This window comes from Enterobacter sp. H2G27 (assembly GCF_054403075.1).
Map to the genome: position 1 here is coordinate 1784437 of NZ_JBSVSI010000001.1, position 25543 is coordinate 1809979.

Annotated in this window: 23 protein-coding genes; 14 read left to right on the forward strand and 9 right to left on the reverse strand. The window is 55.3% G+C overall.

Translation table 11 applies throughout. From position 1 onward, the window contains the following. Positions 1-74: 74 nt before the first annotated feature. Entirely contained in the window at positions 75-863 is a 789-nt protein-coding gene (locus ACW9E7_RS08515) for a hypothetical protein (protein ID WP_136194783.1), read from the reverse strand. 63 nt (positions 864-926) lie between these two features. Here ACW9E7_RS08515 and ACW9E7_RS08520 point away from each other — a divergent pair, with 63 nt between their 5' ends. Then, positions 927-1637, forward strand: coding sequence for a YnfC family lipoprotein (locus ACW9E7_RS08520; RefSeq protein ID WP_458727570.1), 711 nt, complete (start codon positions 927-929; stop codon positions 1635-1637). A 17-nt stretch (positions 1638-1654) separates the two neighbouring features. Here the strand turns inward: ACW9E7_RS08520 and speG are convergent, their stop codons facing one another. Further along, on the reverse strand, positions 1655-2215 hold the full coding sequence (gene speG, locus ACW9E7_RS08525) for a spermidine N1-acetyltransferase (protein WP_048030664.1): 561 nt from the start codon (positions 2213-2215) through the stop codon (positions 1655-1657). Next, positions 2215-2553, reverse strand: coding sequence for a DUF1283 family protein (locus ACW9E7_RS08530; RefSeq protein ID WP_008502414.1), 339 nt, complete (start codon positions 2551-2553; stop codon positions 2215-2217). The genes speG and ACW9E7_RS08530 overlap by 1 nt, the downstream gene beginning before the upstream one ends. A 152-nt stretch (positions 2554-2705) precedes the next feature. On the opposite strand from ACW9E7_RS08530, the gene ACW9E7_RS08535 reads away from it, so the two are divergent. From ACW9E7_RS08535 to ACW9E7_RS08555, 5 genes are all read left to right on the forward strand, one after another. Then, entirely contained in the window at positions 2706-3032 is a 327-nt protein-coding gene (locus tag ACW9E7_RS08535) for a YnfA family protein (RefSeq protein WP_458727571.1), read from the forward strand. Between the two features lie 111 nt (positions 3033-3143). After that, positions 3144-4358 carry a D-mannonate dehydratase ManD gene (manD, locus tag ACW9E7_RS08540; protein ID WP_458727572.1) on the forward strand — a complete coding sequence of 405 codons (1215 nt, stop codon included), beginning with the start codon at positions 3144-3146 and terminating at the stop codon, positions 4356-4358. Between the two features lie 14 nt (positions 4359-4372). Continuing rightward, the gene (locus ACW9E7_RS08545; protein WP_458727573.1) at positions 4373-5392 is read left to right on the forward strand and encodes a Zn-dependent oxidoreductase; all 1020 of its coding nucleotides are present in this window, start codon (positions 4373-4375) and stop codon (positions 5390-5392) included. A gap of 72 nt (positions 5393-5464) precedes the next feature. Next, a complete protein-coding gene (locus ACW9E7_RS08550) occupies positions 5465-6832 on the forward strand; it encodes an MFS transporter (RefSeq protein ID WP_458727574.1) in 1368 nt (455 codons plus the stop codon). A 220-nt stretch (positions 6833-7052) separates the two neighbouring features. Then, positions 7053-8516 (forward strand): mannitol dehydrogenase family protein, encoded by a 1464-nt coding sequence (locus tag ACW9E7_RS08555; protein ID WP_458727575.1) that lies wholly within the window; start codon positions 7053-7055, stop codon positions 8514-8516. 43 nt (positions 8517-8559) lie between these two features. Here the strand turns inward: ACW9E7_RS08555 and ydfZ are convergent, their stop codons facing one another. Beyond that, positions 8560-8763, reverse strand: a complete 204-nt coding sequence (ydfZ, locus tag ACW9E7_RS08560; RefSeq protein ID WP_014883679.1) for a putative selenium delivery protein YdfZ — start codon at positions 8761-8763, stop codon at positions 8560-8562. 287 nt (positions 8764-9050) lie between these two features. On the opposite strand from ydfZ, the gene ACW9E7_RS08565 reads away from it, so the two are divergent. Continuing rightward, the gene (locus ACW9E7_RS08565) at positions 9051-9482 is read left to right on the forward strand and encodes a universal stress protein (protein WP_111965759.1); all 432 of its coding nucleotides are present in this window, start codon (positions 9051-9053) and stop codon (positions 9480-9482) included. A 33-nt stretch (positions 9483-9515) separates the two neighbouring features. Here the strand turns inward: ACW9E7_RS08565 and ACW9E7_RS08570 are convergent, their stop codons facing one another. Both ACW9E7_RS08570 and ydfG read right to left on the reverse strand, forming a co-directional pair. Further along, positions 9516-10202 carry a GntR family transcriptional regulator gene (locus ACW9E7_RS08570; RefSeq protein WP_008502405.1) on the reverse strand — a complete coding sequence of 229 codons (687 nt, stop codon included), beginning with the start codon at positions 10200-10202 and terminating at the stop codon, positions 9516-9518. Between the two features lie 91 nt (positions 10203-10293). Next, on the reverse strand, positions 10294-11040 hold the full coding sequence (gene ydfG, locus ACW9E7_RS08575; protein ID WP_023292548.1) for a bifunctional NADP-dependent 3-hydroxy acid dehydrogenase/3-hydroxypropionate dehydrogenase YdfG: 747 nt from the start codon (positions 11038-11040) through the stop codon (positions 10294-10296). 142 nt (positions 11041-11182) lie between these two features. Here ydfG and dcp point away from each other — a divergent pair, with 142 nt between their 5' ends. Next, positions 11183-13216, forward strand: a complete 2034-nt coding sequence (gene dcp, locus ACW9E7_RS08580) for a peptidyl-dipeptidase Dcp (RefSeq protein ID WP_458727576.1) — start codon at positions 11183-11185, stop codon at positions 13214-13216. A gap of 316 nt (positions 13217-13532) precedes the next feature. After that, the gene (locus ACW9E7_RS08585; protein WP_458727577.1) at positions 13533-16115 is read left to right on the forward strand and encodes a bifunctional diguanylate cyclase/phosphodiesterase; all 2583 of its coding nucleotides are present in this window, start codon (positions 13533-13535) and stop codon (positions 16113-16115) included. A gap of 60 nt (positions 16116-16175) precedes the next feature. Here ACW9E7_RS08585 and ACW9E7_RS08590 read toward each other — a convergent pair whose 3' ends face one another. After that, the gene (locus tag ACW9E7_RS08590; RefSeq protein ID WP_136194788.1) at positions 16176-16847 is read right to left on the reverse strand and encodes an MgtC family protein; all 672 of its coding nucleotides are present in this window, start codon (positions 16845-16847) and stop codon (positions 16176-16178) included. Positions 16848-17302: 455 nt separating this feature from the next. Here ACW9E7_RS08590 and ACW9E7_RS08595 point away from each other — a divergent pair, with 455 nt between their 5' ends. Then, a complete protein-coding gene (locus tag ACW9E7_RS08595; protein WP_458727578.1) occupies positions 17303-18511 on the forward strand; it encodes an MFS transporter in 1209 nt (402 codons plus the stop codon). Positions 18512-18530: 19 nt separating this feature from the next. On the opposite strand, the gene ACW9E7_RS08600 is transcribed toward ACW9E7_RS08595, so the two are convergent. Further along, the gene (locus ACW9E7_RS08600; RefSeq protein ID WP_127730659.1) at positions 18531-19520 is read right to left on the reverse strand and encodes a 2-hydroxyacid dehydrogenase; all 990 of its coding nucleotides are present in this window, start codon (positions 19518-19520) and stop codon (positions 18531-18533) included. A 210-nt stretch (positions 19521-19730) separates the two neighbouring features. Here ACW9E7_RS08600 and ACW9E7_RS08605 point away from each other — a divergent pair, with 210 nt between their 5' ends. Genes ACW9E7_RS08605 through ACW9E7_RS08615 form a run of 3 tightly spaced genes read left to right on the forward strand, consistent with a single transcriptional unit; the run spans position 19731 to position 22883 of the window. Next, positions 19731-22370 carry a YdbH family protein gene (locus ACW9E7_RS08605; RefSeq protein ID WP_458727579.1) on the forward strand — a complete coding sequence of 880 codons (2640 nt, stop codon included), beginning with the start codon at positions 19731-19733 and terminating at the stop codon, positions 22368-22370. Further along, positions 22367-22558 (forward strand): YnbE family lipoprotein, encoded by a 192-nt coding sequence (locus tag ACW9E7_RS08610; protein ID WP_014169918.1) that lies wholly within the window; start codon positions 22367-22369, stop codon positions 22556-22558. The genes ACW9E7_RS08605 and ACW9E7_RS08610 overlap by 4 nt, the downstream gene beginning before the upstream one ends. 7 nt (positions 22559-22565) lie before the next feature. Then, the gene (locus ACW9E7_RS08615) at positions 22566-22883 is read left to right on the forward strand and encodes a YdbL family probable chaperone protein (protein ID WP_127730663.1); all 318 of its coding nucleotides are present in this window, start codon (positions 22566-22568) and stop codon (positions 22881-22883) included. On the opposite strand, the gene feaR is transcribed toward ACW9E7_RS08615, so the two are convergent. After that, complete coding sequence (feaR, locus tag ACW9E7_RS08620; protein ID WP_143345721.1) at positions 22884-23792, reverse strand: transcriptional regulator FeaR; 909 nt, start codon at positions 23790-23792, stop codon at positions 22884-22886. It abuts the gene before it with no gap. 241 nt (positions 23793-24033) lie between these two features. On the opposite strand from feaR, the gene ACW9E7_RS08625 reads away from it, so the two are divergent. Further along, positions 24034-25533 carry an aldehyde dehydrogenase family protein gene (locus tag ACW9E7_RS08625; protein WP_271367795.1) on the forward strand — a complete coding sequence of 500 codons (1500 nt, stop codon included), beginning with the start codon at positions 24034-24036 and terminating at the stop codon, positions 25531-25533. Positions 25534-25543: the final 10 nt, after the last annotated feature.

A 25543-nucleotide genomic window follows, 5' to 3' on the forward strand; every position in this document is an offset into this window, starting at 1 on the left:
GTTTTTATATGTAATTTTCTGATTAATCTTAATGCTGTTACGCGTAGCTGGCTCCCCCGCGCGGCGAGCCGCTATCATTTAATCGAACGGGAATGCTCTGGTGAGACATTCTCAAATATTTCATCAAAAAAACGATGAAACGCATTAAAACACTCAGCAATCATCTGGCTGGCTTTATTTCTTTCCTCTTCCGTTAAATTCAGGGTATCTACAATCTCATCCTCGCTCCCCATTGAATGTCCAGTCTCATGACTCAAATGTAAATGACCGCAGTATTCCAGCTGTTTATCCGTGCCCTTTGTTATGGATGCCAGCGTATCAAATGTCGCATTGCCGGTTGCCTCCATGACTTCAATTACGATTAAACGCATTTTGGCGCTTTGATTGTGAAGTGTCTGAATTAAATGGTAAGTCAGCTTTCGGCTGTTAATCAGGTTATCAGACCACAGAAAGCTCAGGTGTTCTGTGAGGCTAGCGGCGGAATTTTGCCCGCTGGTCTGCAGATCGTTTAGAAACCAGGGCCAGTGTTCGGCATCCTCCCTGGCATGGGTATTCACTGCCCGTTCCAGCGCATTGGCGGGCGTCGCAAACGGCAAAATATATTTATTAATATCGGCAAAGCTCATGACAAAATGTGAAATATAGGGTAAAAACCTCAGTCGCTCATCAAGCGATAATGCATCGTCATTGAGATAATTAAATAACGGATGATTCAGGAAGTTCGTTTTGTAATATTCAATCTCTTTTGAAATGCCCGTCATAATATATCCTTTAGCGTTGACCGTTCCCCATAAAATATAGCCTGGTTTCCCGTCTGCGTGGGCGAGACCGGTTTTCTCCGCGTTCAGATGATTCGTTTTCACTATCGCGTAAGCCGCTGTATTTGCTAATATGATTGGGAATAATCTCCCTTTACGGAAATGAATGTGAAGATATACGCAGCGATAACGCTACTGGCAGCAACACTGGTGGGGTGCGACAACAGCTCCGCGCCGCTGTCGTTTACGCCCGAGATGGCGAGTTTTTCAAACGAGTTTGATTTTGACCCGCTGCGCGGCCCGGTCAAAGACTTTACCCAGACGCTGTTCAACGAGAAGGGCGAAGTGTCCAAACGGGTCACCGGCACCGTCTCGTCGGAAGGGTGTTTCGATACGCTGGAGCTGCACGACCTGGAGGCCAACACCGGCGTGGCGCTGGTGCTGGATGCCAATTACTATCTTGACGCTGAAACCCAGCAGCGCAAAGTGAAGCTGCAGGGGAAATGCCAGCTGGCCGAACTGCCGTCAGCCGGGATAACGTGGGATACCGACGACAACGGTTTTGTGGTGGCGGCGCACGGCAAAGAGATGGAAGTGAAGTATCGCTATGACGCGGATGGCTACCCGCTGGGCAAAACCACCGTTTCCGGGGATCAGTACCTGTCCGTTCAGTCGACGCCGTCTAAAGATCTTCGCAAAAGAATGGATTACTCGGCCGTGAGCATGTTGAACGACAAGCCGCTGGGTAACGTGAAGCAGAGCTGCGACTACGACCGCCACAATAACCCGGTGAGCTGCGATCTGACGATCACGGACGACAGCGTCAAACCCGCCGTTGAGCGCAAGTACACCATCAAAAATACGATTGAATACTACTGAGAATAAAACCGCGCAGGTTACTGCGCGGTCGGTTTCAGCAGGCTGGCGCCAGACGGTTTATGTCCGGCCAGGTGCTGATGCTGGAAAATGCACATGCGAATGGTATTGCGGTATTCACCGTTAATAAAGAACTCGTGAATCAGCTCGCCTTCCACCATAAAGCCCAGCTTGCGGTAGATATGGATCGCTTTCTCGTTCTCTTTATCCACAATCAGGTAAAGCTTGTAGAGATTCAGAACGTTGAATCCGTAATCCATTGCCAGCTTAGCCGCCCGTGACGCAAGGCCTTTTCCCTGATGCTCAGGGGAGATGATTATCTGGAACTCCGCCCGGCGGTGAACGTGGTTGATCTCAACCAGCTCCACCAGCCCGGCTTTTTCACCTTCACACTCCACCACAAAACGACGTTCACTCTGATCGTGAATGTGTTTATCGTAGAGATCGGACAGCTCGACAAACGCCTCGTAAGGCTCTTCGAACCAGTAGCGCATTACGCTGGCATTGTTGTCGAGCTGGTGCACAAAGCGCAGGTCTTCACGCTCCAGCGGACGGAGTTTGACGTCGCAGGACACCGACATTACGGGGCTACCGTGCGGCCAGTGCGGCGATCCAGGCAGCGCAGGGTGTTTGGCTCCCAGTATGCATTGACGTTTGCACTTTGCTGACACTTATCGCGTGCGTCAAAAGCAACATCTTCTTTGTCCCACTCTTTTTCGGCACGTTTGTTGACCTTCTGGCGAAGGCTACGGGTGTCATTCCATTGTTCTTTGTCCATAGCGGCGTTCTGGCGGCTTTGCGCGCTGTCACCAGACTCAATAATGAGCTTGCTGGTTTCCGCTGTCGCAGAGGCGGCAAAGGCGAACGATGACAGCGCCAGCAGGGCTGTCAGACAAAGGCGTTTGCTTAATGTGGTCATAGCGTTTCCTTTTAAATGGGTGCAGGTAATCAGGTTACCCCGTACAGATTCTACACTAATGCGAAATGACGGCATACCCGCGGGGCAAGTATGGAAAAGTAAAGAGCATCATCAGGTATGATGGTTAAATAAATCCTCACCTGACGTGAAATATGCTTAAAACGACACTGCTTTTTTTTTCCACCGCGCTATGCGAAATCATCGGCTGCTTCCTGCCCTGGCTCTGGCTGAAGAAGGGGGGAAGCGCACTGCTGCTGATCCCTGCGGGCGTCGCGCTTGCCCTGTTTGTCTGGCTGTTAACGCTGCATCCGGCGGCCAGTGGTCGCGTTTACGCGGCTTACGGTGGTGTTTATGTGTGTACAGCGCTGCTGTGGTTGCGCGTCGTGGACGGCGTCAAACTCAGCGCATACGACTGGGCCGAGGCGCTGATTGCCCTGTGCGGTATGCTGATTATTGTGGTGGGATGGGGGCGCGCCTGAGCCCCCGGTTTTTGTGATCGTTAGCTGATTTTATGATCTTTATACTTGTATGGTAGTAGTGTAGTTGCGTAAGTTTCCAGCATCACAACGAGCGATGTAAGGAAAGGAATTATGAAGATTGTCGCGGCTGACGTGTTTGTTACCTGCCCGGGGCGGAACTTTGTCACCCTTAAAATCACCACCGATGAGGGGATTGTCGGTCTCGGTGACGCTACGCTAAACGGGCGCGAGCTCTCCGTGGCCTCATACCTGAAGGATCACCTTTGCCCGCAGCTGATTGGCCGCGATGCGCACCGCATCGAAGACATCTGGCAGTTTTTCTATAAAGGCGCCTACTGGCGTCGCGGCCCAGTTACCATGTCGGCCATCTCCGCCGTAGATATGGCGCTGTGGGATATCAAAGCCAAAGCGGCCAACATGCCGCTCTACCAGCTGCTGGGCGGCGCCTCCCGGGAAGGAGTGATGGTCTATTGCCATACCACCGGCCATACCATTGACGACGTGCTGGAAGATTACGTCCGCCATAAAGAGATGGGCTTCAAGGCGATCCGCGTGCAGTGCGGCGTGCCGGGCATGAAAACCACCTACGGCATGGCCAAAGGGAAGGGGCTGGCCTACGAGCCTGCGACCAAAGGCGACTGGCCGGAAGAACAGCTCTGGTCCACCGAAAAATACCTCGATTTCACGCCGAAGCTGTTCGACGCGGTGCGCAGTAAATTCGGGTTCAATGAGCATCTCCTGCACGACATGCACCACCGCCTGACGCCCATTGAAGCGGCGCGCTTCGGCAAGAGCATCGAGGAATTCCGCATGTTCTGGATGGAAGACCCAACGCCTGCGGAAAACCAGGCCTGCTTCCGACTGATCCGCCAGCACACCGTCACGCCGATTGCCGTGGGGGAAGTGTTTAACAGCATCTGGGACTGCAAGCAGCTCATCGAAGAGCAGCTCATCGACTATATCCGCACCACCATTACCCACGCGGGCGGGATCACCGGGATGCGTCGCATCGCGGACTTCGCCTCGCTCTACCAGGTGCGTACCGGTTCGCACGGTCCGTCTGATCTCTCGCCCGTGTGCCACGCCGCCGCGCTGCATTTCGACCTGTGGGTGCCGAACTTTGGCGTGCAGGAATTTATGGGCTACTCCGAACAGATGCTGGAGGTCTTCCCGCACAGCTGGCGCTTTGATAACGGCTATATGCATCCGGGGGATAAGCCGGGGCTGGGCATCGAGTTTGATGAAAAGCTGGCGGCGAAATACCCGTACGATCCGGCCTATCTGCCGGTGGCCCGTCTCGAAGACGGCACGCTGTGGAACTGGTAAGCGAGGAGAGAACGATGAAAAGCGTAGTGATTCAGCAGCCGAACGAACTGGTGATTGAAGAGCGGCCACGCCCGGAGCCAGGCGCAGGCGAAGTGCGCGTCAAGATTAAACTGGCCGGGATTTGCGGTTCAGACAGCCACATCTACCGCGGGCATAACCCGTTTGCTAAGTACCCACGCGTCATTGGCCATGAGTTCTTTGGCGCGATCGACGCCGTAGGCGAGGGCGTTGATGCTGCCCGCCTGGGCCAGCGCGTCTCGGTTGACCCGGTGATCAGCTGCGGGCACTGCTACCCGTGCTCGGTGGGAAAACCGAACGTCTGCACCTCGCTGGTGGTGCTGGGCGTTCACCGTGACGGCGGCTTCAGCGAATATGCGGCAGTACCTGCACAAAATGCCTGGCCCATTCCGGATGACATTCCTGATAAACACGCCGTTATGGTGGAGCCCTTCACCATCGCCGCCAACGTGACGGGGCAGGCCAGTCCCACCGGGCAGGACGTCGCGCTGATTTACGGCGCAGGCCCGATGGGGCTGGTCACCGTGCAGGCGCTGAAAGGCGTCTATCAGGTGAAGCAGGTTATCGTGGTTGACCGCATAGACGAGCGCCTGGCGATGGCCCGGCGCAGCGGCGCGGATTGGGTCTTTAATAACGGTGAGCAGTCGCTGCAGGCCGCGCTGGACGAAAAGGGCATCAAACCGACGTTAATCATTGATGCCGCCTGCCATCCAGCTATTTTGCAGGAAGCGATAACCCTGGCCTCTCCGGCGGCGCGCATCGTGCTGATGGGCTTTTCCAGCGAGCCGAGCCAGATTGTTCATCAGGGCATCACCGGCAAAGAGCTGGCGATCTTCTCCTCGCGCCTCAATGCCAATAAATTCCCGGTCGTCATCGACTGGCTGAAGAAAGGGCTGATCGACCCGGAAAAACTGATCACCCATACCTTTGACTATCACCATGTAACAGACGCCATCGAACTGTTTGAAAAAGACCAGCGGCAGTGCTGCAAGGTCTTACTCACGTTCGGCCAATAATCAAATACGCGGTTAAGAGCCTGCGCAGACAGGCTCTGGTGGTACGCATCTTACCTTTCAGAGATAGCCATTATGACGCAAGCACAACCTCAAAGAACCACCTCCGATCTGGTGAAAGCCGCCGTTTCCGGCTGGCTGGGCACCGCTCTGGAGTTTATGGACTTTCAGCTTTACTCGCTGGGGGCCGCCCTGGTCTTTCATGAGATCTTCTTCCCCGAACAGTCCGCCGCGATGGCGCTGATCCTGGCGATGGGGACCTACGGCGCAGGCTATATCGCACGCATTGTCGGCGCCTTTATCTTCGGCAGAATGGGCGACAGCATTGGCCGTAAGAAGGTGCTGTTCATCACCATCACCATGATGGGGATCTGCACCACGCTGATTGGCGTCCTGCCGACCTACGCGCAGATCGGGATTTTTGCCCCCGTGCTGCTGGTGACGCTGCGCATTATTCAGGGCCTGGGCGCCGGGGCTGAGATCTCCGGGGCGGGGACCATGCTGGCGGAGTACGCGCCGAAAGGAAAACGCGGCATCATCTCCTCGCTGGTGGCGATGGGCACGAACTGCGGGACGCTCAGCGCCACGGCGATCTGGGCGGTGATGTTCTTTGCTCTCGATCGTGAAGAGCTGATTGCCTGGGGCTGGCGCGTGCCGTTCCTCGCCAGCGTCGTGGTGATGATCTTCGCCATCTGGCTGCGTATGAATCTCAAGGAGAGCCCGGTCTTTGAGAAAGTAAACGATGCACAAAGCGTGCAGCCGGATACCTCGCTGGGTTCGATGGTGAAAAGCAAATCCTTCTGGCTGGCGACCGGCCTGCGGTTTGGTCAGGCGGGTAATTCGGGTCTGATCCAGACTTTCCTTGCCGGGTATCTGGTCCAGACGCTGCTGTTCGATAAGGCCATCCCGACCGATGCGCTGATGATCAGCTCCATTCTCGGGTTTATCTCCATCCCGCTGCTGGGCTGGCTTTCCGATAAAGTGGGGCGCCGTCTGCCGTATATTATCCTCAACATCTCCGCCATTCTGCTCGCCTACCCGATGCTGTCGATCATCGTCGATAAGAGCTATGCGCCGGGGACGATCATGCTCTCTATCATCGTTATCCATAACTTCGCCGTTCTGGGGCTCTTCGCGCTGGAAAATATCACCATGGCGGAGATGTTTGGCTCGGGAAATCGCTTTACGCGTATGGCCATCTCCAAAGAGGCGGGCGGTCTGGTGGCGGTGGGCTTTGGTCCGGTGCTGGCAGGGATCTTCTGCAATATGACCGGCTCCTGGTGGCCCATTGTTGCCATGCTGGTGGCCTATTCCGCGATTGGACTGGTCTCGGCGATCCTGATGCCGGAAGTGCGCGACCGTGATTTGAGCGCGGCGCATGACGCAGCCGAGTCTGCGCCAGAAGAGAGTGTGGGTTACGGCGCTGTCTCTTCGCGACGCTAGTGGTTTACAGCCTGCGCGACCTGTCACACAACTTTGTTTTTATGTCACACCAGATGAGCAAAAGTTAATATATATCAAAAAATCAAACGGCAGTTTCAGTATGGTTGATGGCAGTTCTCTTTTTACTCCAACTGCCATTCTAGTTGGTATAGTCAGCAGGCGCTGCCGCTTCAAAAAGAGCGGCAGCGATCCACAGCTTTCTAATTAACGAGTCTTAATCATGGAAAACACATTATTAGAGGCCAACGCGACGCTGCCTCAGTACGATCGCGACAGCCTTCAATCACGCATTGTACATTTAGGCTTCGGCGCGTTTCACCGGGCGCACCAGGCGGTATACGCCGACATCCTCGCCGCTGAGCACGGCAGCGACTGGGGCTACTGTGAGGTTAACCTGATTGGCGGCGAGCAGCAGATTGCCGATCTGAAGGCCCAGGATAATCTCTATACCGTGGCGGAGATGTCTGCCGATGCGTGGACTTCCCGCGTAGTTGGCGTAGTCAAAAAGGCGCTGCATGCGCAGGTTGACGGGCTGGAGACGGTGCTGGCGGCGATGTGCGAACCGCAGGTGGCGATTGTCTCGCTGACCATCACTGAGAAGGGGTACTGTCACTCACCGGCGACCGGGCAACTGATGCTCGATCATCCGTTTATCGTCGCAGACCTGCAAAACCCGCACCAGCCAAAATCCGCGCCGGGTGTCGTCGTGGAAGCGCTCGCGCGCCGTAAGGCGGCGGGTCTGCCGGCGTTTAGCGTGATGTCCTGCGACAACATGCCGGAGAACGGTCACGTGATGCGCAATGTCACCTGCGCGTACGCCCGAGCGGTAAACGGTGAGCTGGCGGACTGGATCGAATCCCACGTCACCTTCCCGTCAACTATGGTGGATCGCATCGTGCCCGCGGTCACTCCCGATACGCTGGATAAAATCGAACGGCTGACCGGCGTGCGCGATCCGGCGGCGGTGGCCTGTGAACCGTTCCGCCAGTGGGTGATCGAAGATAACTTTGTGGCGGGTCGGCCTGCGTGGGAAAAAGCCGGAGCCGAGCTGGTCTCGGACGTGATCCCGTTTGAAGAGATGAAGCTGCGCATGCTCAACGGCAGCCACTCGTTCCTGGCGTACCTGGGCTATCTGGCGGGCTATCAGCATATCAACGACTGCATGGAAGATAAGAACTACCGCCTCGCCGCGCACGCGCTGATGCTCAACGAGCAGGCGCCCACGCTGAAGGTCAAAGGCGTCGATTTAGGACGCTATGCCGATCTCCTGATTGCCCGCTACAGCAACCCGGCCCTGCGCCATCGGACCTGGCAAATTGCGATGGACGGCAGCCAGAAGCTTCCGCTGCGCATGCTGGATTCCGTGCGCTGGTACCTGGTGCATCAGAAGCCTTTCCCGCTGCTGGCACTGGGCGTGGCAGGGTGGATGCGGTATGTCGGCGGCGTGGACGAGCAGGGTAATGCGATTGACGTGAGCGATCCGCAGCTGGCAGTGATTCAGGCGGCGGTTAAAGGCAGTGCGGAAGGGGAAAGCCGGGTCAAGGCGCTGCTCGGCATCGAGGCCATCTTCGGCAAGGAGTTACCGCGTGAAGCCGTCTTTGTTGACGCGGTGATGAAGGCCTACCTGACGCTGCTGCAAAAGGGAGCGAAAGCGACCGTGGAGCAGTATGTGTCTCATCGGTAATTCAGCACATGCCGCCGTGCGCGGCGGCATGTCTGCGCACCGCTTAGTGCATACCCAGGCGAATCAGCTCAATCGGTTCGAACTTACCTTCGCATCCTTCCACTTCAACCGTTTTGCTGCGGCGCACCTGCGCGGCATCCAGCCCGTCGCTGTGGATCGCTTTAATCACGCCAGTTTTGCCCGTGCCGCTAATCATGACGCGGCTGCCGGTAGTGATTGCATTGCGGTTACGGTCGTATGTCATCATGGTATTTTCTCCTCTCTAACCTGTTCGTTACGGCGTTATTTCAGGGTTGCCGTTCACGGAGCATATAAATACGCCTGTCTGCATCACATGTTTTTGTTTTTGATCAAACTCACACTTTTTTCTTTATTGTGCCGGGCGCTGACGGTTCACTACAGCAATTTACAAAGCAGACCGTTATTTTCATTAAATGATAGTTTCAGCAGGGAAGCGTTGAGGGTTGGTTTATATTCCTGATGCCATTCTGGGTACAGGAAATAACCCTTTCATCGGAATAAGGAGTCAGGCTTATGTATAAGAAGATTTTGATGCCTGTTGATGTGTTTGAAATGGATTTGAGCGACAAAGCGGTTCGCCACGCGGCAAACCTTGCGAAGGCGGAGGGCGCCTCGATTACCCTGGTCAATATTCTGCCGGCCAGCAGCCGATCCCTGCTGCGTGGATTTAACGCCGATATTAAAAAGTTCGAAGAGTATATGACCGAGGAATCCGGTAAGAAGATGAACGCGTTAAAAAGACTTTTCGATATTTCGCCGGAGAAAATTGACAGCCTGGTTCGCTTTGGCAACGTCCGCGATGAAATCATCAGGCTGAGCAAAGAAGGGGAATATGACGCGATCGTCATCGGGTCGAAAAATCCGGGCATCAGCACCCATCTGCTGGGGTCAAATGCGGAATCTATCCTGCGCTACGCCACTATTCCGGTGTTAGTCGTTCGCTAAACCCATCGCCGCGTCCGAAAGGGGCGGCGAATATTACTCTTCGCTAAACCACTCGCTATTTTCCTGACGAATCAGCTGCACGGATTCGCTAATTTCCTGCAGATGCAGCGTCATCGCTTTTTCCACGCCGTCCGGGTCGCGTTTTTCCAGCGCGCTGAAAATATCATGATGCTGTCGAAGCAGCATTTCCGGCGGGGAGACGTGATCGAGGCTCATATAACGCACGCGGTCGATGGTGGCCTTGATGTTTTCGATGGTGTCCCAGGCAAGCTGGCAATCCGCAATCTGCGCCAGTTTCTGGTGGAATTCATCATCAAGCTGGAAGAAATCATTCAGCTGCTTACGGTCAATCGCAATTCGCTGCTGATGCAGGTTTTGCTCCAGCAGGTAACACTGCTTGTCGTTGATGAGCGTTGCGGCACGGCGCGCCACCGCGCATTCAATGGCCTGGCGAACAAAACAGCCGTTGCGCACCTGAGAGAGTGAAATTTTGTTCACGTAGCTGCCGCGCTGCGGGCGGATCTGAATCAGACCGTTTTCAGCAAGCTTAATAAACGCTTCACGCACCGGCTGACGGGAAACGTCAAAACGCACGGACACCTCTTTTTCAGAAAGCGGCGTTCCCGGTGGGATCAGGCAATGGACAATATCACGTCGCAAAATGCGATAGATTTGCTGGTTTACGGGCTGGGTGGGATTGAGTTGCGATTCAGCGGCCATGAGTTGTCATTTCTCAGAGAGTTAGCCCGAACATACTACCATTCTTTTATAGACCGAAACAGACCCGGCCCGCAGGCCGGGAAGGGCAGATTTAGCCACGATGGACGCTAAGTCCGGCAAAACTTTGGCTGACCGGCATCATTTCTACGGTATTGATGTTGACGTGTTTTGGCAGCGTCGCCACCCACCAGACCGTTTCGGTGACATCTTCCGGCGTCAGGGCGTTAGCGTTTTCGTAGGTTTTGTCTGCTTTCGCGTCATCGCCCTTGAAGCGCACGTTGGAAAACTCGGTGCCGCCCACGAGGCCCGGCTCGATGTCGGTGACGCGAATGGCGGTGCCGTGCAGATCGGTCCGCAGGTTAAGGCTGAACTGGCGCACAAACGCTTTCGTCGCGCCGTAGACGTTGCCGCCCGCATAAGGCCAGCTTCCGGCGGTGGAGCCGATATTGATAATGTGGCCGCGATTACGTTCAACCATGCCCGGCAGCACCGCGCGGGTCATATAGACCAGCCCTTTATTGTTGGTGTCGATCATGTTTTCCCAGTCTTCCACGCTGGCTTTATGGGCGGGCTCCATGCCCAGCGCCAGACCGGCATTGTTGACCAGCACGTCGATGGCGCGCCACTCGGCGGGCAGGTTAGCAATCATCTCTTCAATCGCCGCGCGGTTACGCACGTCCAGCTGCGCGGTCAGGATGCTGTCGCCTAATTCGTCCTTCAGCTCCTGCAGACGTTCCTGACGACGGCCGGTCGCAATAACCTTGTGCCCGTTGGCGACGAAGCGACGCGTGATGCTTTCACCAAAACCTGCCGTTGCCCCGGTAACTAAAATAATCATCTCACTGTTCCTCAACGCTTTTTGTGTTGTACTAACATAGCACGGCCGCAGAGGGTGCGTTAAGGCAACATTTGTATGACGGCGTTGCAGGGGATGGCGGCCTGGCCTACTCTGGGAGGATACCCGTACTCAGGAGCGAAAGATGACGGCCACGAATCCTTTTTTTGAAATCAGCCTGCTGCCTTACCAGGCACCCCATTTTGATAAGATCGACGACAGCCACTATCGTCCGGCCTTCGATGAAGCCCTTCGCCAGAAGCGGGCGGACATTAACGCTATTGTCTCTCAGGCCGCTGCGCCTGACTTCACGAACACCGTGCTGGCGCTGGAGAAAAGCGGCGCTTTGCTCGCGCGCGTCAGCAGCGTGTTCTTCGCCATGACTTCCGCGCACACCAATCCGTATTTACAGGAGCTGGAAGAACAGTTCTCCACCGAGCTTGCCGCGCTGGCAAACGATATCTGGCTGAATGACGTGCTGTTCGCCCGCGTGGAAAGCGTCTGGCAGGACCGTGCCGCGCTGGACGCCGAATCCCGTCGTCTGGTCGAGGAGACGTATCAGCGGTTTATTCTGGCCGGTGCGCGTCTGAATGAGACGGAAAAGGCCGAGCTGAAGGCACTGAATACCGAGGCTGCCTCCCTGACCAGCCAGTTTAACCAGCGCCTGCTGGCTGCCGATAAAACGGGTGGGCTGGTGGTGGATTACGCGCACCAGCTTGACGGGCTCAGCGCCGGTGAAATCGCGGACGCCGCGCAGGCTGCCGCGGAGCGAGGGCTGAACGATCGCTGGCTGATCCCGCTTCTGAACACCACCCAGCAGCCCGCGCTTTCCGCGCTGCGCAATCGTCAGACCCGCGAAAACCTTTTCAACGCAGGCTGGACGCGCACCCAGAAAGGGGATGAAAACGACACTCGCGAGCTGATCCTTCGTCTGACGGCGCTGCGCGCGCGGCAAGCCCGCCTGCTGGGCTTTGAGGATTACGCCAGCTGGAGTATCGCCGATCAGATGGCGAAAACCCCGGCCGCCGCGCTGGAATTTATGCGCGGCATTGTGCCTGCCGCGCGCGCCCGCGCGGAACGCGAACAGGCCGACATTCAGAAAGTCATTGACGATGAGCAGGGCGATTTCACCGTCCAGGCCTGGGACTGGGCGTTTTATGCCGAGCGCGTACGACAGGCAAAATATGCCCTTGATGAGTCGCAGATCAGGCCCTACTTTGCGCTCAATACCGTGCTGCAGGATGGCGTATTCTGGGCCGCCAGCCAGCTGTTTGGCATTCGCTTCGTCGAGCGCTTTGATATCCCGGTGTATCATCCGGACGTCCGCGTATGGGAAATTTTCGACCACACCGGTGAGGGCATGGCGCTGTTTTACGGTGACTTCTTTGCCCGTGATTCCAAACAGGGCGGGGCATGGATGGGGAATTTCGTCGAGCAATCCTTCGAGTTTGCTGCCCGTCCGGTGATCTACAACGTCTGTAACTATCAAAAACCGGCGAATGGCGGTGTCGCGCTTCTCTCCTGGGATGACGTGATAACCCTGTTCCACGAGTTTGGCCATACGCTGCACGGTCTTTTTGCCAGCCAGCGTTTCGCCACGCTTTCCGGCACCAATACGCCGCGTGATTTTGTTGAGTTCCCGTCGCAAATCAACGAGCACTGGGCCAGCCATCCACAGGTGTTTACCCATTATGCGCGCCATTACGAAACCGGGGAGCCGATGCCGGACGCTCTGCGGGAAAGCATGCTCAACGCGACCCATTTCAACAAGGGGTATGACATGACGGAGCTGCTGGCTGCCGCGCTGCTGGACATGAACTGGCACGGCATCGGCGAGGCCGTTTCGGACGTTGAAGGCTTTGAAGCGGTAGCGTTGAAAAAAGAAGGGCTGGATCTGCCCGCCGTACCGCCGCGCTACCGCAGCAGCTATTTTGCCCATATTTTCGGCGGCGGGTACGCGGCGGGGTATTACGCCTACCTGTGGACGCAGATGCTGGCGGATGATGGCTATCAATGGTTTGTCGAGCAGGGCGGCTTAACTCGTGAAAACGGGCAAAAATTCCGCGAGGCGATTTTGTCTCGTGGTAACAGCACGGATCTGGCTGAACTTTATCGCAGCTGGCGCGGGCGCGATCCGAAGATTGAACCGATGCTGGAGAATCGCGGGTTGAGCGAATAGCGACAGTTTCGTCAGAAAAAAGAGCCGGGCTTTACGCCCGGTTTTTTAATTTCATCTTGCTGGTAAATGCTTTAGCAAAAAAGTTTTAACAGGCATTCTTTATAAATAAAAAATGTGAGATTAAAACTCGCTTCTACCGGTATATATAATTTTCCAAGTGTAGTCTGTAAGTGAGTGAATAATTAATACTTTGATCTGGATTGTAAAAATAAAAAATCTTTTAACTGCGAATTTTTAGCTATAAATTTTTATTATTTTGTGCCGATAAATGAAAATGGCATAAGAATCGACGCAGTAGCAGTCAAGAAGGCGAAAGATGACCCTACCTCTGAACAATCCGGGCTTCACGGATACCGAGCCTTCTAAAGGCCTGATAAATAAAACTTTTAGCTATATAGTAACGTTGTTGATAAGTATTTTTATTGCAGCAATAATTTCCCTGCTCATAATAAAAGATAATGTTAATGAAATCAGCGACAAGCACGATGAATTTTTGTTAAGGAAGGCCCTGGATACCCGCCAGGAAAACATGCGAAGTCATTTGAAAGACAATGCCGAGTGGGGAGATGCCTACAAACATCTTCATCTGACCACTGACGTTCACTGGGCATGGGATAAGCAGAATCTGGGTAAGTCCCTGTATGACAACTTTGGCTACGAAGGGGTGTTTGTTCTCTCTCCGGAAGGGAGCACGCGATACAGCGTGGTTGACGGGAAACTGAAGCTTCAGGATCTGGAGCGCTGGTTAGACAAATCAACCAAAGACCGTTTACTGCGTGAGATAAGCATAAAAAATGGATTGCCGGTTTCTGTGCTAACGCTTATCAATTCGGTCCCGGCCATTGTTTCTGCTGAATGGATAACGACCGGCGATGATACGAGCGTGCAACCCTTACCGGGAAAATCTTCGACAATGGTGTTTATAGATAAGTTAACGGCTAAAAAACTCCTCACGATTGGGCAGGATGCCGGCATTCTGAATGTTCGTACCTCACCGACTACAGTGACTTCTCAAATAAATAATCAGACGGAATTTACCTTAAGCACCCAGAATGGTGATGTGCAAATTATCTGGGACGGTGAAAATCCCGGCCAGGCGTTGATAATTTATTTTTTGCCATTACTCATTCTTTCAGTCGTTCTGACGGTATCAATGACGCTAATATTAATGCGTCATATTATGCACAAGGCGAGAATGCTTGATGAAAATAGCTTTCTCCTTGAGCAGGCGCGATTAAATCTAATTACGAGTGAAAAACGATTCCGGGACGTCAGTGAAACAACCAGCGACTGGTTCTGGGAAACAGATTTATCGTTAAAGATAACATGGCTGTCAGGTCGTTTTACTACAATAACGGGATATGAAAATAGCAAATGGATAGGCCGCAGCCTGGATGAACTCTTTCCGTCGACTAGCGGGTTATCACATGCCTGTGCCAGCCAGCGGGACTTAACTGAGCGCTTTGAATTTAAAAACTGTCCTTATACTCACGCGCATCAAACCACGTCATATTGCACGCTCCTGGCAAAATTTTCTGCTCAGCCTGATGGAACGGTGGTTTTGCGAGGCGCGGCAACCGATGTCTCTCAGGAAGTTGAAGCAACAAAACGTGTGGAGTTTCTGTCACGTCATGATGAATTAACCGGTCTGCCGAACCGCTATCATATTAAGGAATTTCTGGCAGGCCAGCTGGCTAAAGAAGACCTTAACCATTATCCCTTTGCCATGATTTGTCTCGATTTAGACAAGTTTAAACCCGTCAATGATATTTTTGGGCACTCTACTGGGGATGCTCTGCTCGGTGAGGTCGCTTCACGTCTTAAATATTGCGTTCGACGAGGTGATTTTGTCGCACGGCAGGGAGGGGATGAATTTATGATTCTCCTCGGCAACACCAGCCAGCAAGACCAGATTGAAGAGGTGTGTCGCCGCATCGTGCAAGAACTGAACCGACCTTTTTCCATTGAAGGGAATGAGTTAGCGATAGGTGTAAGCATGGGCATTGCACAGGCTCCCCGGGATAGCATCAGCGCAAACGATCTTCTACGCTATGCAGATATTGCGCTGTATCAGGCAAAGCAATCCGGCAGAAACCGATGGGTCTATTATCGCCCGGATATGTCGGAAAAGCTGACCGAACGCAGGAAACTGGAAGTAGAGCTGAAGACCGCGATTCGCGAAGAACAACTCTACCTGGTTTACCAGCCCCGTTATAACCTCCGGTATTCTAAAATAGAGGCCGTCGAAGCGCTGGTACGCTGGCAGCACCCGACTCGGGGGACCATAATGCCCGACCAGTTTATTCCGCTGGCAGAAGAAACCGGGCTTATTATTAGCCTGAGCAACTGGGTCATACGCAAAGCGTGTGCGGAAACGAAAGAAAAATTGCCGGGATTATCGGTATCCGTAAATATTTCTGCTATCGAATTCCAGGCAAGCGATCTTGCTGAAAGGATAAAAGAGTTACTTCACGAAACAGGGCTTGAATCCAACCGGCTGGAAATAGAAGTGACGGAAAACGTAACGCTTTCCGATCCTGAAAAAACGCTGCAGACCATGAAGTCTCTCAAAAAAATGGGCGTCCGCATTCTGATTGACGATTTCGGAACCGGCTACGCCTCTCTGAGCTATCTGCGGAAGTTTCAGTTTGATGGGCTTAAGCTCGACAAGAGCTTTATTTTTACCCTGGGTGACTCGCCGCAGAACCAGTCAGTCGTGGAGAAAATTATCGACCTGGGGAAAGCCTATTCCATGGCGGTAACCGCAGAGGGGGTGGAGACCGTCGAACAGCTCTCTTTTCTTAAAGAAAATAAATGTGATGAGGTTCAGGGCTACCTGCTTGGAAAACCGGTCGCCATTACGGACTTAAATTTAAACGCAAGCAGAGTAAATCTCTAAATCGCGTTTTCACTCAGGTAAGCGTAACTGAAAAACCGGGCTTCTCGCCCGGTTGAGTATTTACATTGCGTGACAGCTAACGGACGCGATAATTTTATTCCCGCCCATATTGCCCATAATCAGTTCGAGTAATTTTCGGTATTCCTCACGGGTAATCACCTCAGCCCGAATTTCGGTTTTTCCCTCAGCCTGCGCCGTGGCGGAATAAATCGCTTTCAGACTTAACGTCAACTCTTTCGCCATATTTACGACGCTTTGCCGCACCGCATCTTCATGCTCGTCAGCACAGGTGATTTTCAGAACATAGCTTTTTTCGCCTTCATGGAGCACGGGCAGCTGATTAATCCGCTGCGCGGCTTCGCGAAGCAATATGTTGGCGCAGAGAATAATTAAGCTGGCCATAGCGGCATTCCAGAACTGGCCTAAACCACATAGCACGCCAATTCCGGCCGAGCACCACAGCGTGGCGGCGGTGTTCAGACCACGAATATTCATTCCTTCACGCATAATGACGCCTGCGCCAAGAAAGCCTATTCCGGAGACGATTTGTGCTGCGATGCGCCCCGGGCTATCAGGAGAGGTGGATACCGAGCTTAAGATGAACACTGCCGCGCCCGTGGCAACCAGTGCATTGGTACGAAGTCCGGCCATACGCTGGCGCCACTGTCTTTCCGCGCCAATAATTGCGCCCAGCAGCATCGCTGCGAGCAGATGAGAGATATAAGGGAACATCAGCCTGTCGCCTGTAAACGTTAATAAATAATAAGCGTCAGTGCTTTGCTAAGCACATCATAACGCCGTTTAAATGCTAAACGTGTCAGGACGACGGTGGCGGAAAGAGTGAATGTGTAAACATGAACATGCGATGCCCCACAAATTGAGTGGTTTTACTATTTCGGGATACAATCGCTTAAAGAGGATTGCTGCCCACCCTTTCAGGTAAGCAGCGAGAAAATTGCGCTAGCTTACCTTCGTATCGACGATAAAATGACTTTCCAACGAAGGTCTCCTGTGAAAATTTATTGCCAGTATAGTCAGGCGAAATAATGAGTAAAGCGAAAAAACAGCCTCCGTTATGAATTGTTTAAGTTCGAAAGGCATATTTTTAAGACGTCATCTGATTTTCAAAAATACCCGGTATACTACATTTCCTTTTTTTCAGGCGATAACAGACAAAGGCAGGAAGTATGTCTCTTCGTTCGCTGCGGGCATTGTGCCTGACAAGTTTTTTCATCGCGGATGTCCGCGATGGCCTCGGTCCTTTTCTCGGTATTTTTCTGACCGAACGCCACTGGACCCCCGATGATATCGGCATCCTGATGACGGCCGGTGGGCTGGCGGGACTACTCGCTACGCTGCCGGCGGGATTCATCACCGACACCTCGCGCAGCAAGCGGACCGTGCTGGCGCTGGTGTGCCTGCTCATCACCCTTAGCACGCTTCTGCTCTGGTTTAGCCAGCAGAGCGGCATTGTCGCTGTTTCGCAAATCGTCACCGGTATCTGTGCGGCGTTTGTCGGGCCGCTGATCGCCGGAATTACGCTGGGTCTGACCGGCCAGAGCGGGTTCAGCGCGCAGATGGGTAGAAACGAAGCGTTCAATCACGGCGGCAACTTTGTTACCGCACTGATTGCAGGCGGCATTGCCTGGTACTGGGGCGTCGGCGGGATTTTTCTGCTGATGACCTGTACCACGCTGTTAACGCTCTGCGCGCTGCTTGCCATTCGCAACCGGGATATTGATAACGACGCGGCGAGAGGACTGTCCTCTTCGGAGAGCCTGCCGGTTCCCGGCTTTGCCGTGCTGATTAAAAACCGGGCGCTGTTTGTGACAGGCCTGACGCTGCTGCTGTTTCATCTGGCGAACGCCGCGCTGCTGCCGATGCTGAGCATGAGGGTGGCCGCGGCACCCGCATCGATCAACCCCGGTTTGTACGCGGCGGGCACCGTTATCATCTCTCAGGCCGTGATGATCCCCGTCGCCATCTGGGTCGCCCACCGAATAGACCGCTACGGCTACTGGCGCTTGATTATGCTGGCGCTGCTGGTGATGCCGGTGCGCGCCGCGCTGGCGGCGTCTACGGACGCGCCGCTCATGATGATCCCGGTACAAATTCTTGACGGGCTGGCCGCAGGGATCCTGGGCGTCGCGGTACCGTCGTTTATCGTGGTGCTGTTGCGCGGGAGCGGGCACGTCAATGCCGGGCAGAGTGTGGTGATGCTGATGCAGGGGATTGGGGCATCCATGAGCCCGGCGTTAACCGGCACGATTGCAGGTCATTACTCATTTGCCACGGCATTCAGTGTCCTGAGCGCGCTTGCGCTGGTGGCCGTCCTGCTCTGGTGGCGCGTTGCGCACCGGAGCTGGGAAACGGACAGTACGCCGGGTGGGCCATAGCCGCCACCCGGCGTCACGCTTACGCCAGTTCGTTAGGGCACGCTTCGCCCTTTTCCAGCTGCTGCAGGTTACCCAGCGTGGTTTCCGAAATGCTGATCAGCGCTTCGGCAGTCAGAAACGCCTGGTGTCCGGTAAACAGCACGTTATGGCAGGCTGACAGGCGGCGGAACACGTCGTCCTGGATGACGTCATTAGACTTGTCTTCAAAGAACAGATCGCGTTCGTTCTCATACACGTCCATCCCCAGCGCGCCAATTTTCTGGGTCTTCAGCGCTTCGATAGCGGCCTGAGAATCAACCAGCCCGCCGCGGCTGGTGTTGATGATCATCACGCCATCCTTCATCTGGTCAAATGCCGCCTGGTTAAGCAGGTGGTAGTTCTCCGGCGTCAGCGGGCAGTGCAGGGAGATCACGTCGGACTGCGAGAACAGCGTCGGCAGGTCGACATATTCCACGCCCAGATCCAGCGCTGCGGCGCTCGGGTACGGATCGAACGCCAGCAGACGCATGCCAAAGCCTTTCAGAATGCGCAGGGCAGCCACGCCAATTTTACCGGTGCCGATCACGCCGGCGGTTTTGCCGTACATGGTAAAGCCGGTCAGTCCTTCCAGCGAGAAGTTAGCGTCACGGGTACGCTGATAAGCGCGGTGAATACGACGGTTAAGCGACATCATCATGCCAATCGCATGTTCAGCCACCGCTTCCGGGGAGTACGCCGGAACGCGCACCACCTTCAGACCCAGCTCTTTCGCCGCATCGAGATCCACGTTGTTAAAGCCCGCACAGCGCAGGGCGATGTACTTCACCCCTTGTCTTTTCAACTCTTCCAGCACCGGGCGACTGCCGTCATCGTTTACGAAAATGCAGACGCCTTCACAGCCGTGCGCCGTTTTGGCGGTTTTTTCGGACAGCAGAAAGTCGAAAAATTCAAGCTCAAACCCGTAAGCCTCGTTAACATGTTGCAGATACTTTTTGTCGTACTGCTTTGTGCTATATACCGCGAGTTTCATAAGACTTTCTCCAGTGATTTTGCATTCACGTTAGCATGATTAAAATTATCTTACAATTTCTAAAATATTATTTAATTCAATAAGTTCTATCAATTATTCTAGAGCATCTATCCTTAAAAATGGCATTCCCTTCAACTGACTGGCTAAACATGCGACAATGATCGGCACTGCCGGCTTAATTCTTTCGCTAAATCAGGATATTAACTGCCCATGAAGGGTAAATACAAAGCCGCTCTTGCGCTTTTACTGCTGTTCATACTGTTGCCGCTGACGCTGCTGATGACGCTCGCCCAGTGGGTCCCGACGCTCGCCGGGATCTGGCTGCCCGTGGGGACGCGCATCGCGTTCGAAGAGAGCCCGAAACTAACCCGCCACGCGCTGGTGATCCCCAATCTTCGCTATCTGGTTGAAGACTGCGAAATTGCCCGCATCGATAACGTGACGCTGTCACATCCGAGCCGCTGGAAGCTGGATATCGGCGCGCTGGATTTAAATTCCGTCTGTCTGAGCAAAATTCCTCAGTCAGCGCCTTCAACGGTCGCCCCGAAAACGCTCGCGCAATGGCAGGCAGTATTACCCAATACCTGGCTCACGATTCACCGTCTGACGCTCTCTCCCTGGCAGCAGTGGCAGGGCGAGCTGCGTGCGTCGCTGACCCCGTCCAGTCAGGAGATCGCCTATAAAGGCGAGCAGGTCAGCATTAAAGGCACGCTTCGCGGTCAGACGCTCTCGGTCAGCCAGTTCGATGTACAGCTCCCGGACCAGCCGCAGCCGATTAAGCTGGTGGGCGAATTTACCCTGCCGCTGGTACCGGATGGCGTACCGGTGAAAGGCCACGCGGTCGCGACCTTTAACGTGCCACAGTTGACGTCTCTGGTCGATGCCGATCTGGACTGGGAAGACAATCAGGGACAGCTGGTGGTGATGGCGCGGGACAATCCCGATCCGCTGCTCGACCTGCCGTGGCAGATCACGGCGGAACAGCTGAACATCAGCGACGGGCGCTGGAACTGGGATCTCTCGGGTATGCCGCTGAGCGGGCGGGTGTCCCTTCGCGCCGACAACTGGCAGCTGGGGCTGGAGAAAGCCACCCTGACCGGACGACTGAATGTGTTGACGCAAGGCGATGCGGGTAAAGGCAACGCGGTACTGAATATTGGGCCCGGCAGGCTCAGCATGGAAAACAGCGACATGCCTCTGCACCTGAGCGGCGAGGCAAAGCAAAACGATCTCATTCTTTACGCCAAATTGCCCGCAACGCTGACCGGCAGCCTGTATGAACCGCAGCTGGCCTTTGAGCCGGGCGCGCTGCTCCGCTCGCGCGGGCGCATCATTGACTCACTTGATATCGATGAAATCCGCTGGCCGCTGGCGGGCGTGAAGCTCACCCAGAAGGGGGTGGACGGTCGTTTACAGGCGATTCTGCGCGCCCATGAAAACGAGATGGGCGATTTTGAACTCCACCTGGACGGTCAGGCCAGCGACTTCTTACCCGATAACGGCCTGTGGCAGTGGCGCTACTGGGGGAAAGGCGGTTTTACGCCGATGCATGCCCGCTGGGATGTCGCCGGGAAAGGCGAGTGGCGCGACAACCTTATTGAGCTGACGGCGCTTTCCACCGGTTTTGACAAGCTCCAGTACGGCACGATGGAGGTCAGCAAGCCTCGCCTGGTGCTGGATCAACCGGTGCGCTGGTTACGTGACCCCGAAAAACCGACCTTCAGCGGCGCGCTGTCGCTTAACGCCGGGCAAACCCGTTTCTCCGGCGGCAGCGTGTTGCCGCCATCGGTCCTGACCTTTAGCGTCGACGGCACCGACCCGACTATTTTTCAGTTTAAGGGCGACCTCCACGCGGACAAAATCGGTCCGGTACAGGTAAACGGGCGCTGGGATGGCGTACGCCTGCGCGGGCAGGCCTGGTGGCCGAAACAGTCTCTCACCGTATTCCAGCCGCTGATCCCGCCTGACTGGAAAATGACGCTGCGCGACGGGGAACTGTATGCGCAGGTCGCCTTCTCGGCGGCGGCCGATCAGGGCTTTGAAGCGGGTGGGCACGGCGTGCTGAAATCCGGCAGCGCCTGGATGCCGGATAACCAGATTAACGGCGTCGATTTTTTGCTGCCGTTTCGCTTCAGCGACGGAACCTGGTCTCTGGGCACGCGCGGTCCGGTGACGCTGCGCATCGGTGAAGTGGTAAACCTGGTGACCGCGCGCAACATTACTGCCGATCTACAGGGGGACTATCCCTGGACGGAGGACAATCCGCTGCTGCTCACCAACGTGAAGGTGGAAACCCTCGGCGGGAAGATCACCATGCAGCAGCTGCGGATGCCGCAGCACGATCCGGCCCTGCTGCGGGTGGACAATATCTCTTCGAGCGAGCTGATTAGCGCCGTTAATCCGAAACAGTTTGCCATGTCGGGGCCAGTCAGCGGGGCGCTGCCGTTCTGGCTGGACAATGAAAAATGGATCATTGAAGATGGCTGGCTCACCAACCCGGGCCCAATGACGCTGCGCATCGACAAAGATACGGCCGACGCCATCGTCAAGGATAATATGGTCGCGGGTGCCGCGATTAACTGGCTCCGCTATATGGAAATTTCGCGTTCGTGGACGAGAATCAATTTAGATAATCTGGGTGAGTTGACCATGCAGGCGACCATCAAGGGGAACAGCCGGGTGGATGGCAAAAGCAGCTCCGTCAACCTGAACTATACCCATGACGAGAATGTCTTTACCCTCTGGCGTAGCCTGCGCTTTGGGGACAACCTGCAAACCTGGTTTGAGCAACATGCGGCGATACCTGCTCCCCGCAGTTTGACCGGCAAGGAAAGTGAGGAACAACAATGAAAAAGATGGCTGGTGTGCTCACCGTTGCCGTTGCCGCGCTACTGACCGGCTGTACGCCGCGTATTGAAGTCGCTGCGCCAAAGGAGCCGATTACCATCAATATGAATGTCAAAATCGAACATGAGATCCACATTAAGGTCGATAAAGACGTCGAAACCCTGCTTAAATCGCGCAGCGATCTGTTCTGAGGACGCCATGAAACGAGTAGCACTGATTTTACTGGCGCTGGGGATGAACGTGCAGGCGGCTGCGCTCACCCTGAACGATGCCCGGGCGCAGGGGCGCGTGGGGGAAACCCTCAGCGGTTATCTTGCCCCGATTCAGCAGGACGCCGAAACGCTGGCGCTGGTCAATCGCATCAACGCGGCGCGCACGGAAAGCTACCAGAAGCTGGCTGACAGCAATAATTTGCCGGTCGATGAAGTGGCCAAAATGGCTGGGCAAAAACTGGTTGCCCGCGCGCAGCCGGGCGAGTACGTGAAGGGTATTAACGGAAAATGGCTCAGAAAGTAGCTAGCGGTAGCGCCTGCGGTATTCACCCGGCGAGACGCCAAAACGCTGCTTAAACGCCGTTGAAAAATGGCTATGGTCGGTAAAGCCCCAGCTGTAGCCAATGCCCGCCAGCTTTTCATCATCGCCTGCAGTGCGCAGTACCTGCGCGCAGAGATCCAGGCGACGGTTTTTAATGTACTGCGCGACCACCAGCCCCTTTTCGGCAAACATGCGGTAGAGGCTGCGCACGGACATACCGCTCTCGGCGGCAATCCATTCAGGACGCAGCGATTCAGACTGAATATGGTCGTCAATCAGCGCCACCACATGCTGGAACTGGCGCTCCTTGCGCGGCTGAATGATTTCACGCTGCTGGAAAGCGGGGCGCAGCAGGCAGATCATCGCTTCGAGCGCCGCTTCGCTTTCACGATCGCTCAGGTCGGCATTGCTCATACTCTCCATCAACAGGCGATGGCTCAGCTGTACCGTGGGTAAGGTGCGGGAAAGGGCGGTCGCGCAGCTTATCTCCTGGAAACGACACTGCTGCTCAATAATCTGACGCGGAACCAGGAGCGAAATCTGGCGGGATTTTTCCTGCCAGTTGATTGAACAGGGACGCGACGCGTCAATCAGCGTGATATCACCGGTTTTGAGCAGCGCGCGACGGTCATCCTGCTCAATTTCTGCACTCCCTTCGAGCTGGAACACGGTATAGAACCAGGCATCGTTACTCTGTTTGATCTCCTGACGGGAGCGGAACAGGTTAACGCCACCCGCGGTCACGGTACTGAGCTTCAGACTGCGCGCATAGCTGGTCTCCAGCTCGCCGTAGAATTTACCCCCGGTGGGCTGCGCGTTAAAACGCCCGCAAACCTGGTTAATTTGCGCCAGCCAATGCTGATACTGTTCCTGCTCGCTTGCACACGCCATCGTTTCTCTCACTGCACCGTCAACGTTTTCGCATTGTTGCATTTGTGTTGCATTTTGTCAGAGCTATGAGGCTGACTATAGGAAAGAACACTCACCGGTTACAGCGATATAAGCGGCAATTATCGCGATTTGCGGAGCCTGTCACAGGTGGCAAAGCGAATGTCACAGAGACAAAAGCGAGAATGCAAAACCCCTCTTAGACTGGATGAACACCCTGCGAAGAATAACGAAGGAGTATCCTATGTCTGAATCACAGGTGGCTATTCAGCCTGCCGTGCAGCAGTTTTTAGACCGACATCATGGCCTGTGGATTGAAGGGCGTCAGGCCGCGTCGGACAGTGAAAAGCGGCTGAATGTCTTCAACCCGGCTACGGGCGAGGTGATTGCCTCGACTGCCGATGCCAGCGTCGATGACGTTGATCGTGCCGTCATGTCCGGCTGGCGCGCCTTTGTGGCCCGCACCTGGGCCGGAAAACTCCCGGCGGAGCGCGAGCGGATCCTGCTCCATTTCGCCGATCTGGTGGAACAGCACAGCGAGGAGCTGGCCCAGCTTGAAACGCTGGAGCAGGGCAAATCCATCAACATTTCCCGTATGTTTGAAGTCGGCTGCACCCTGAACTGGATGCGCTATACCGCCGGGCTGACCACCAAAATTTCGGGTAAAACTCTCGATCTTTCTATCCCGCTGCCGCAGGGCGCCCGCTATCAGGCGTGGACGCGTAAAGAGCCGGTTGGCGTGGTGGCCGGGATTGTGCCCTGGAACTTCCCGCTGATGATCGGCATGTGGAAAGTGATGCCAGCGCTGGCAGCTGGCTGCTCTATCGTCATTAAGCCGTCTGAAACCACGCCGCTGACCATGCTGCGCGTGGCGGAACTGGCCAGTGAAGCGGGCATCCCGGATGGGGTGTTCAACGTGGTGACCGGGAGCGGCGCGGTGTGTGGCGCGGCGCTGACCTCGCATCCGCATATCGCGAAGGTGAGCTTCACCGGCTCAACGGCGACGGGTAAGCAAATTGCCCGCGCGGCGGCGGACACGCTAACCGGCGTGACCCTGGAGCTGGGCGGGAAAAACCCGGCAATTGTGCTCAAGGATGCGGACCCTGCGTGGGTGATCGAAGGCCTGATGACCGGCAGCTTCCTGAACCAGGGGCAGGTGTGCGCGGCGAGCTCGCGCATCTACATTGAGGCGCCGCTGTTTGACACGCTGGTCAGCGGGTTTGAACAGGCGGTGAAATCCCTGAGCGTCGGGCCAGGCATGTCGCCGGAAGCGTTTATTAACCCGCTGGTGTCGCGCGCGCATTGCGACAAGGTGCAGACCTTCCTCGATGAGGCGAAGTCGCGCCACGCGGAGCTGATCGTCGGTAACCGGGGGCCGGAAGGCAAAGGCTATTACGTTTCACCTACGCTGGTGGTCAACCCGGATGCCTCGCTGCGCCTGACCCGCGAAGAGGTGTTTGGCCCGGTGGTCAACCTTGTGCGCGTCGCCGACGGGGAAGAGGCGCTCCAGCTGGCAAACGACACCGAATATGGCCTGACGGCCAGCGTCTGGACGCAGAATATCAGCAAGGCGCTGGAGTATACCGACCGGCTGCAGGCGGGCACCGTGTGGGTGAATAGCCATACGCTGATCGACGCCAACCTGCCGTTCGGCGGCATGAAGCAGTCCGGTACCGGACGCGATTTTGGCCCGGACTGGCTGGACGGCTGGTGTGAAACCAAGTCGGTGTGCGTGCGGTATTAAAAAGCAAGCC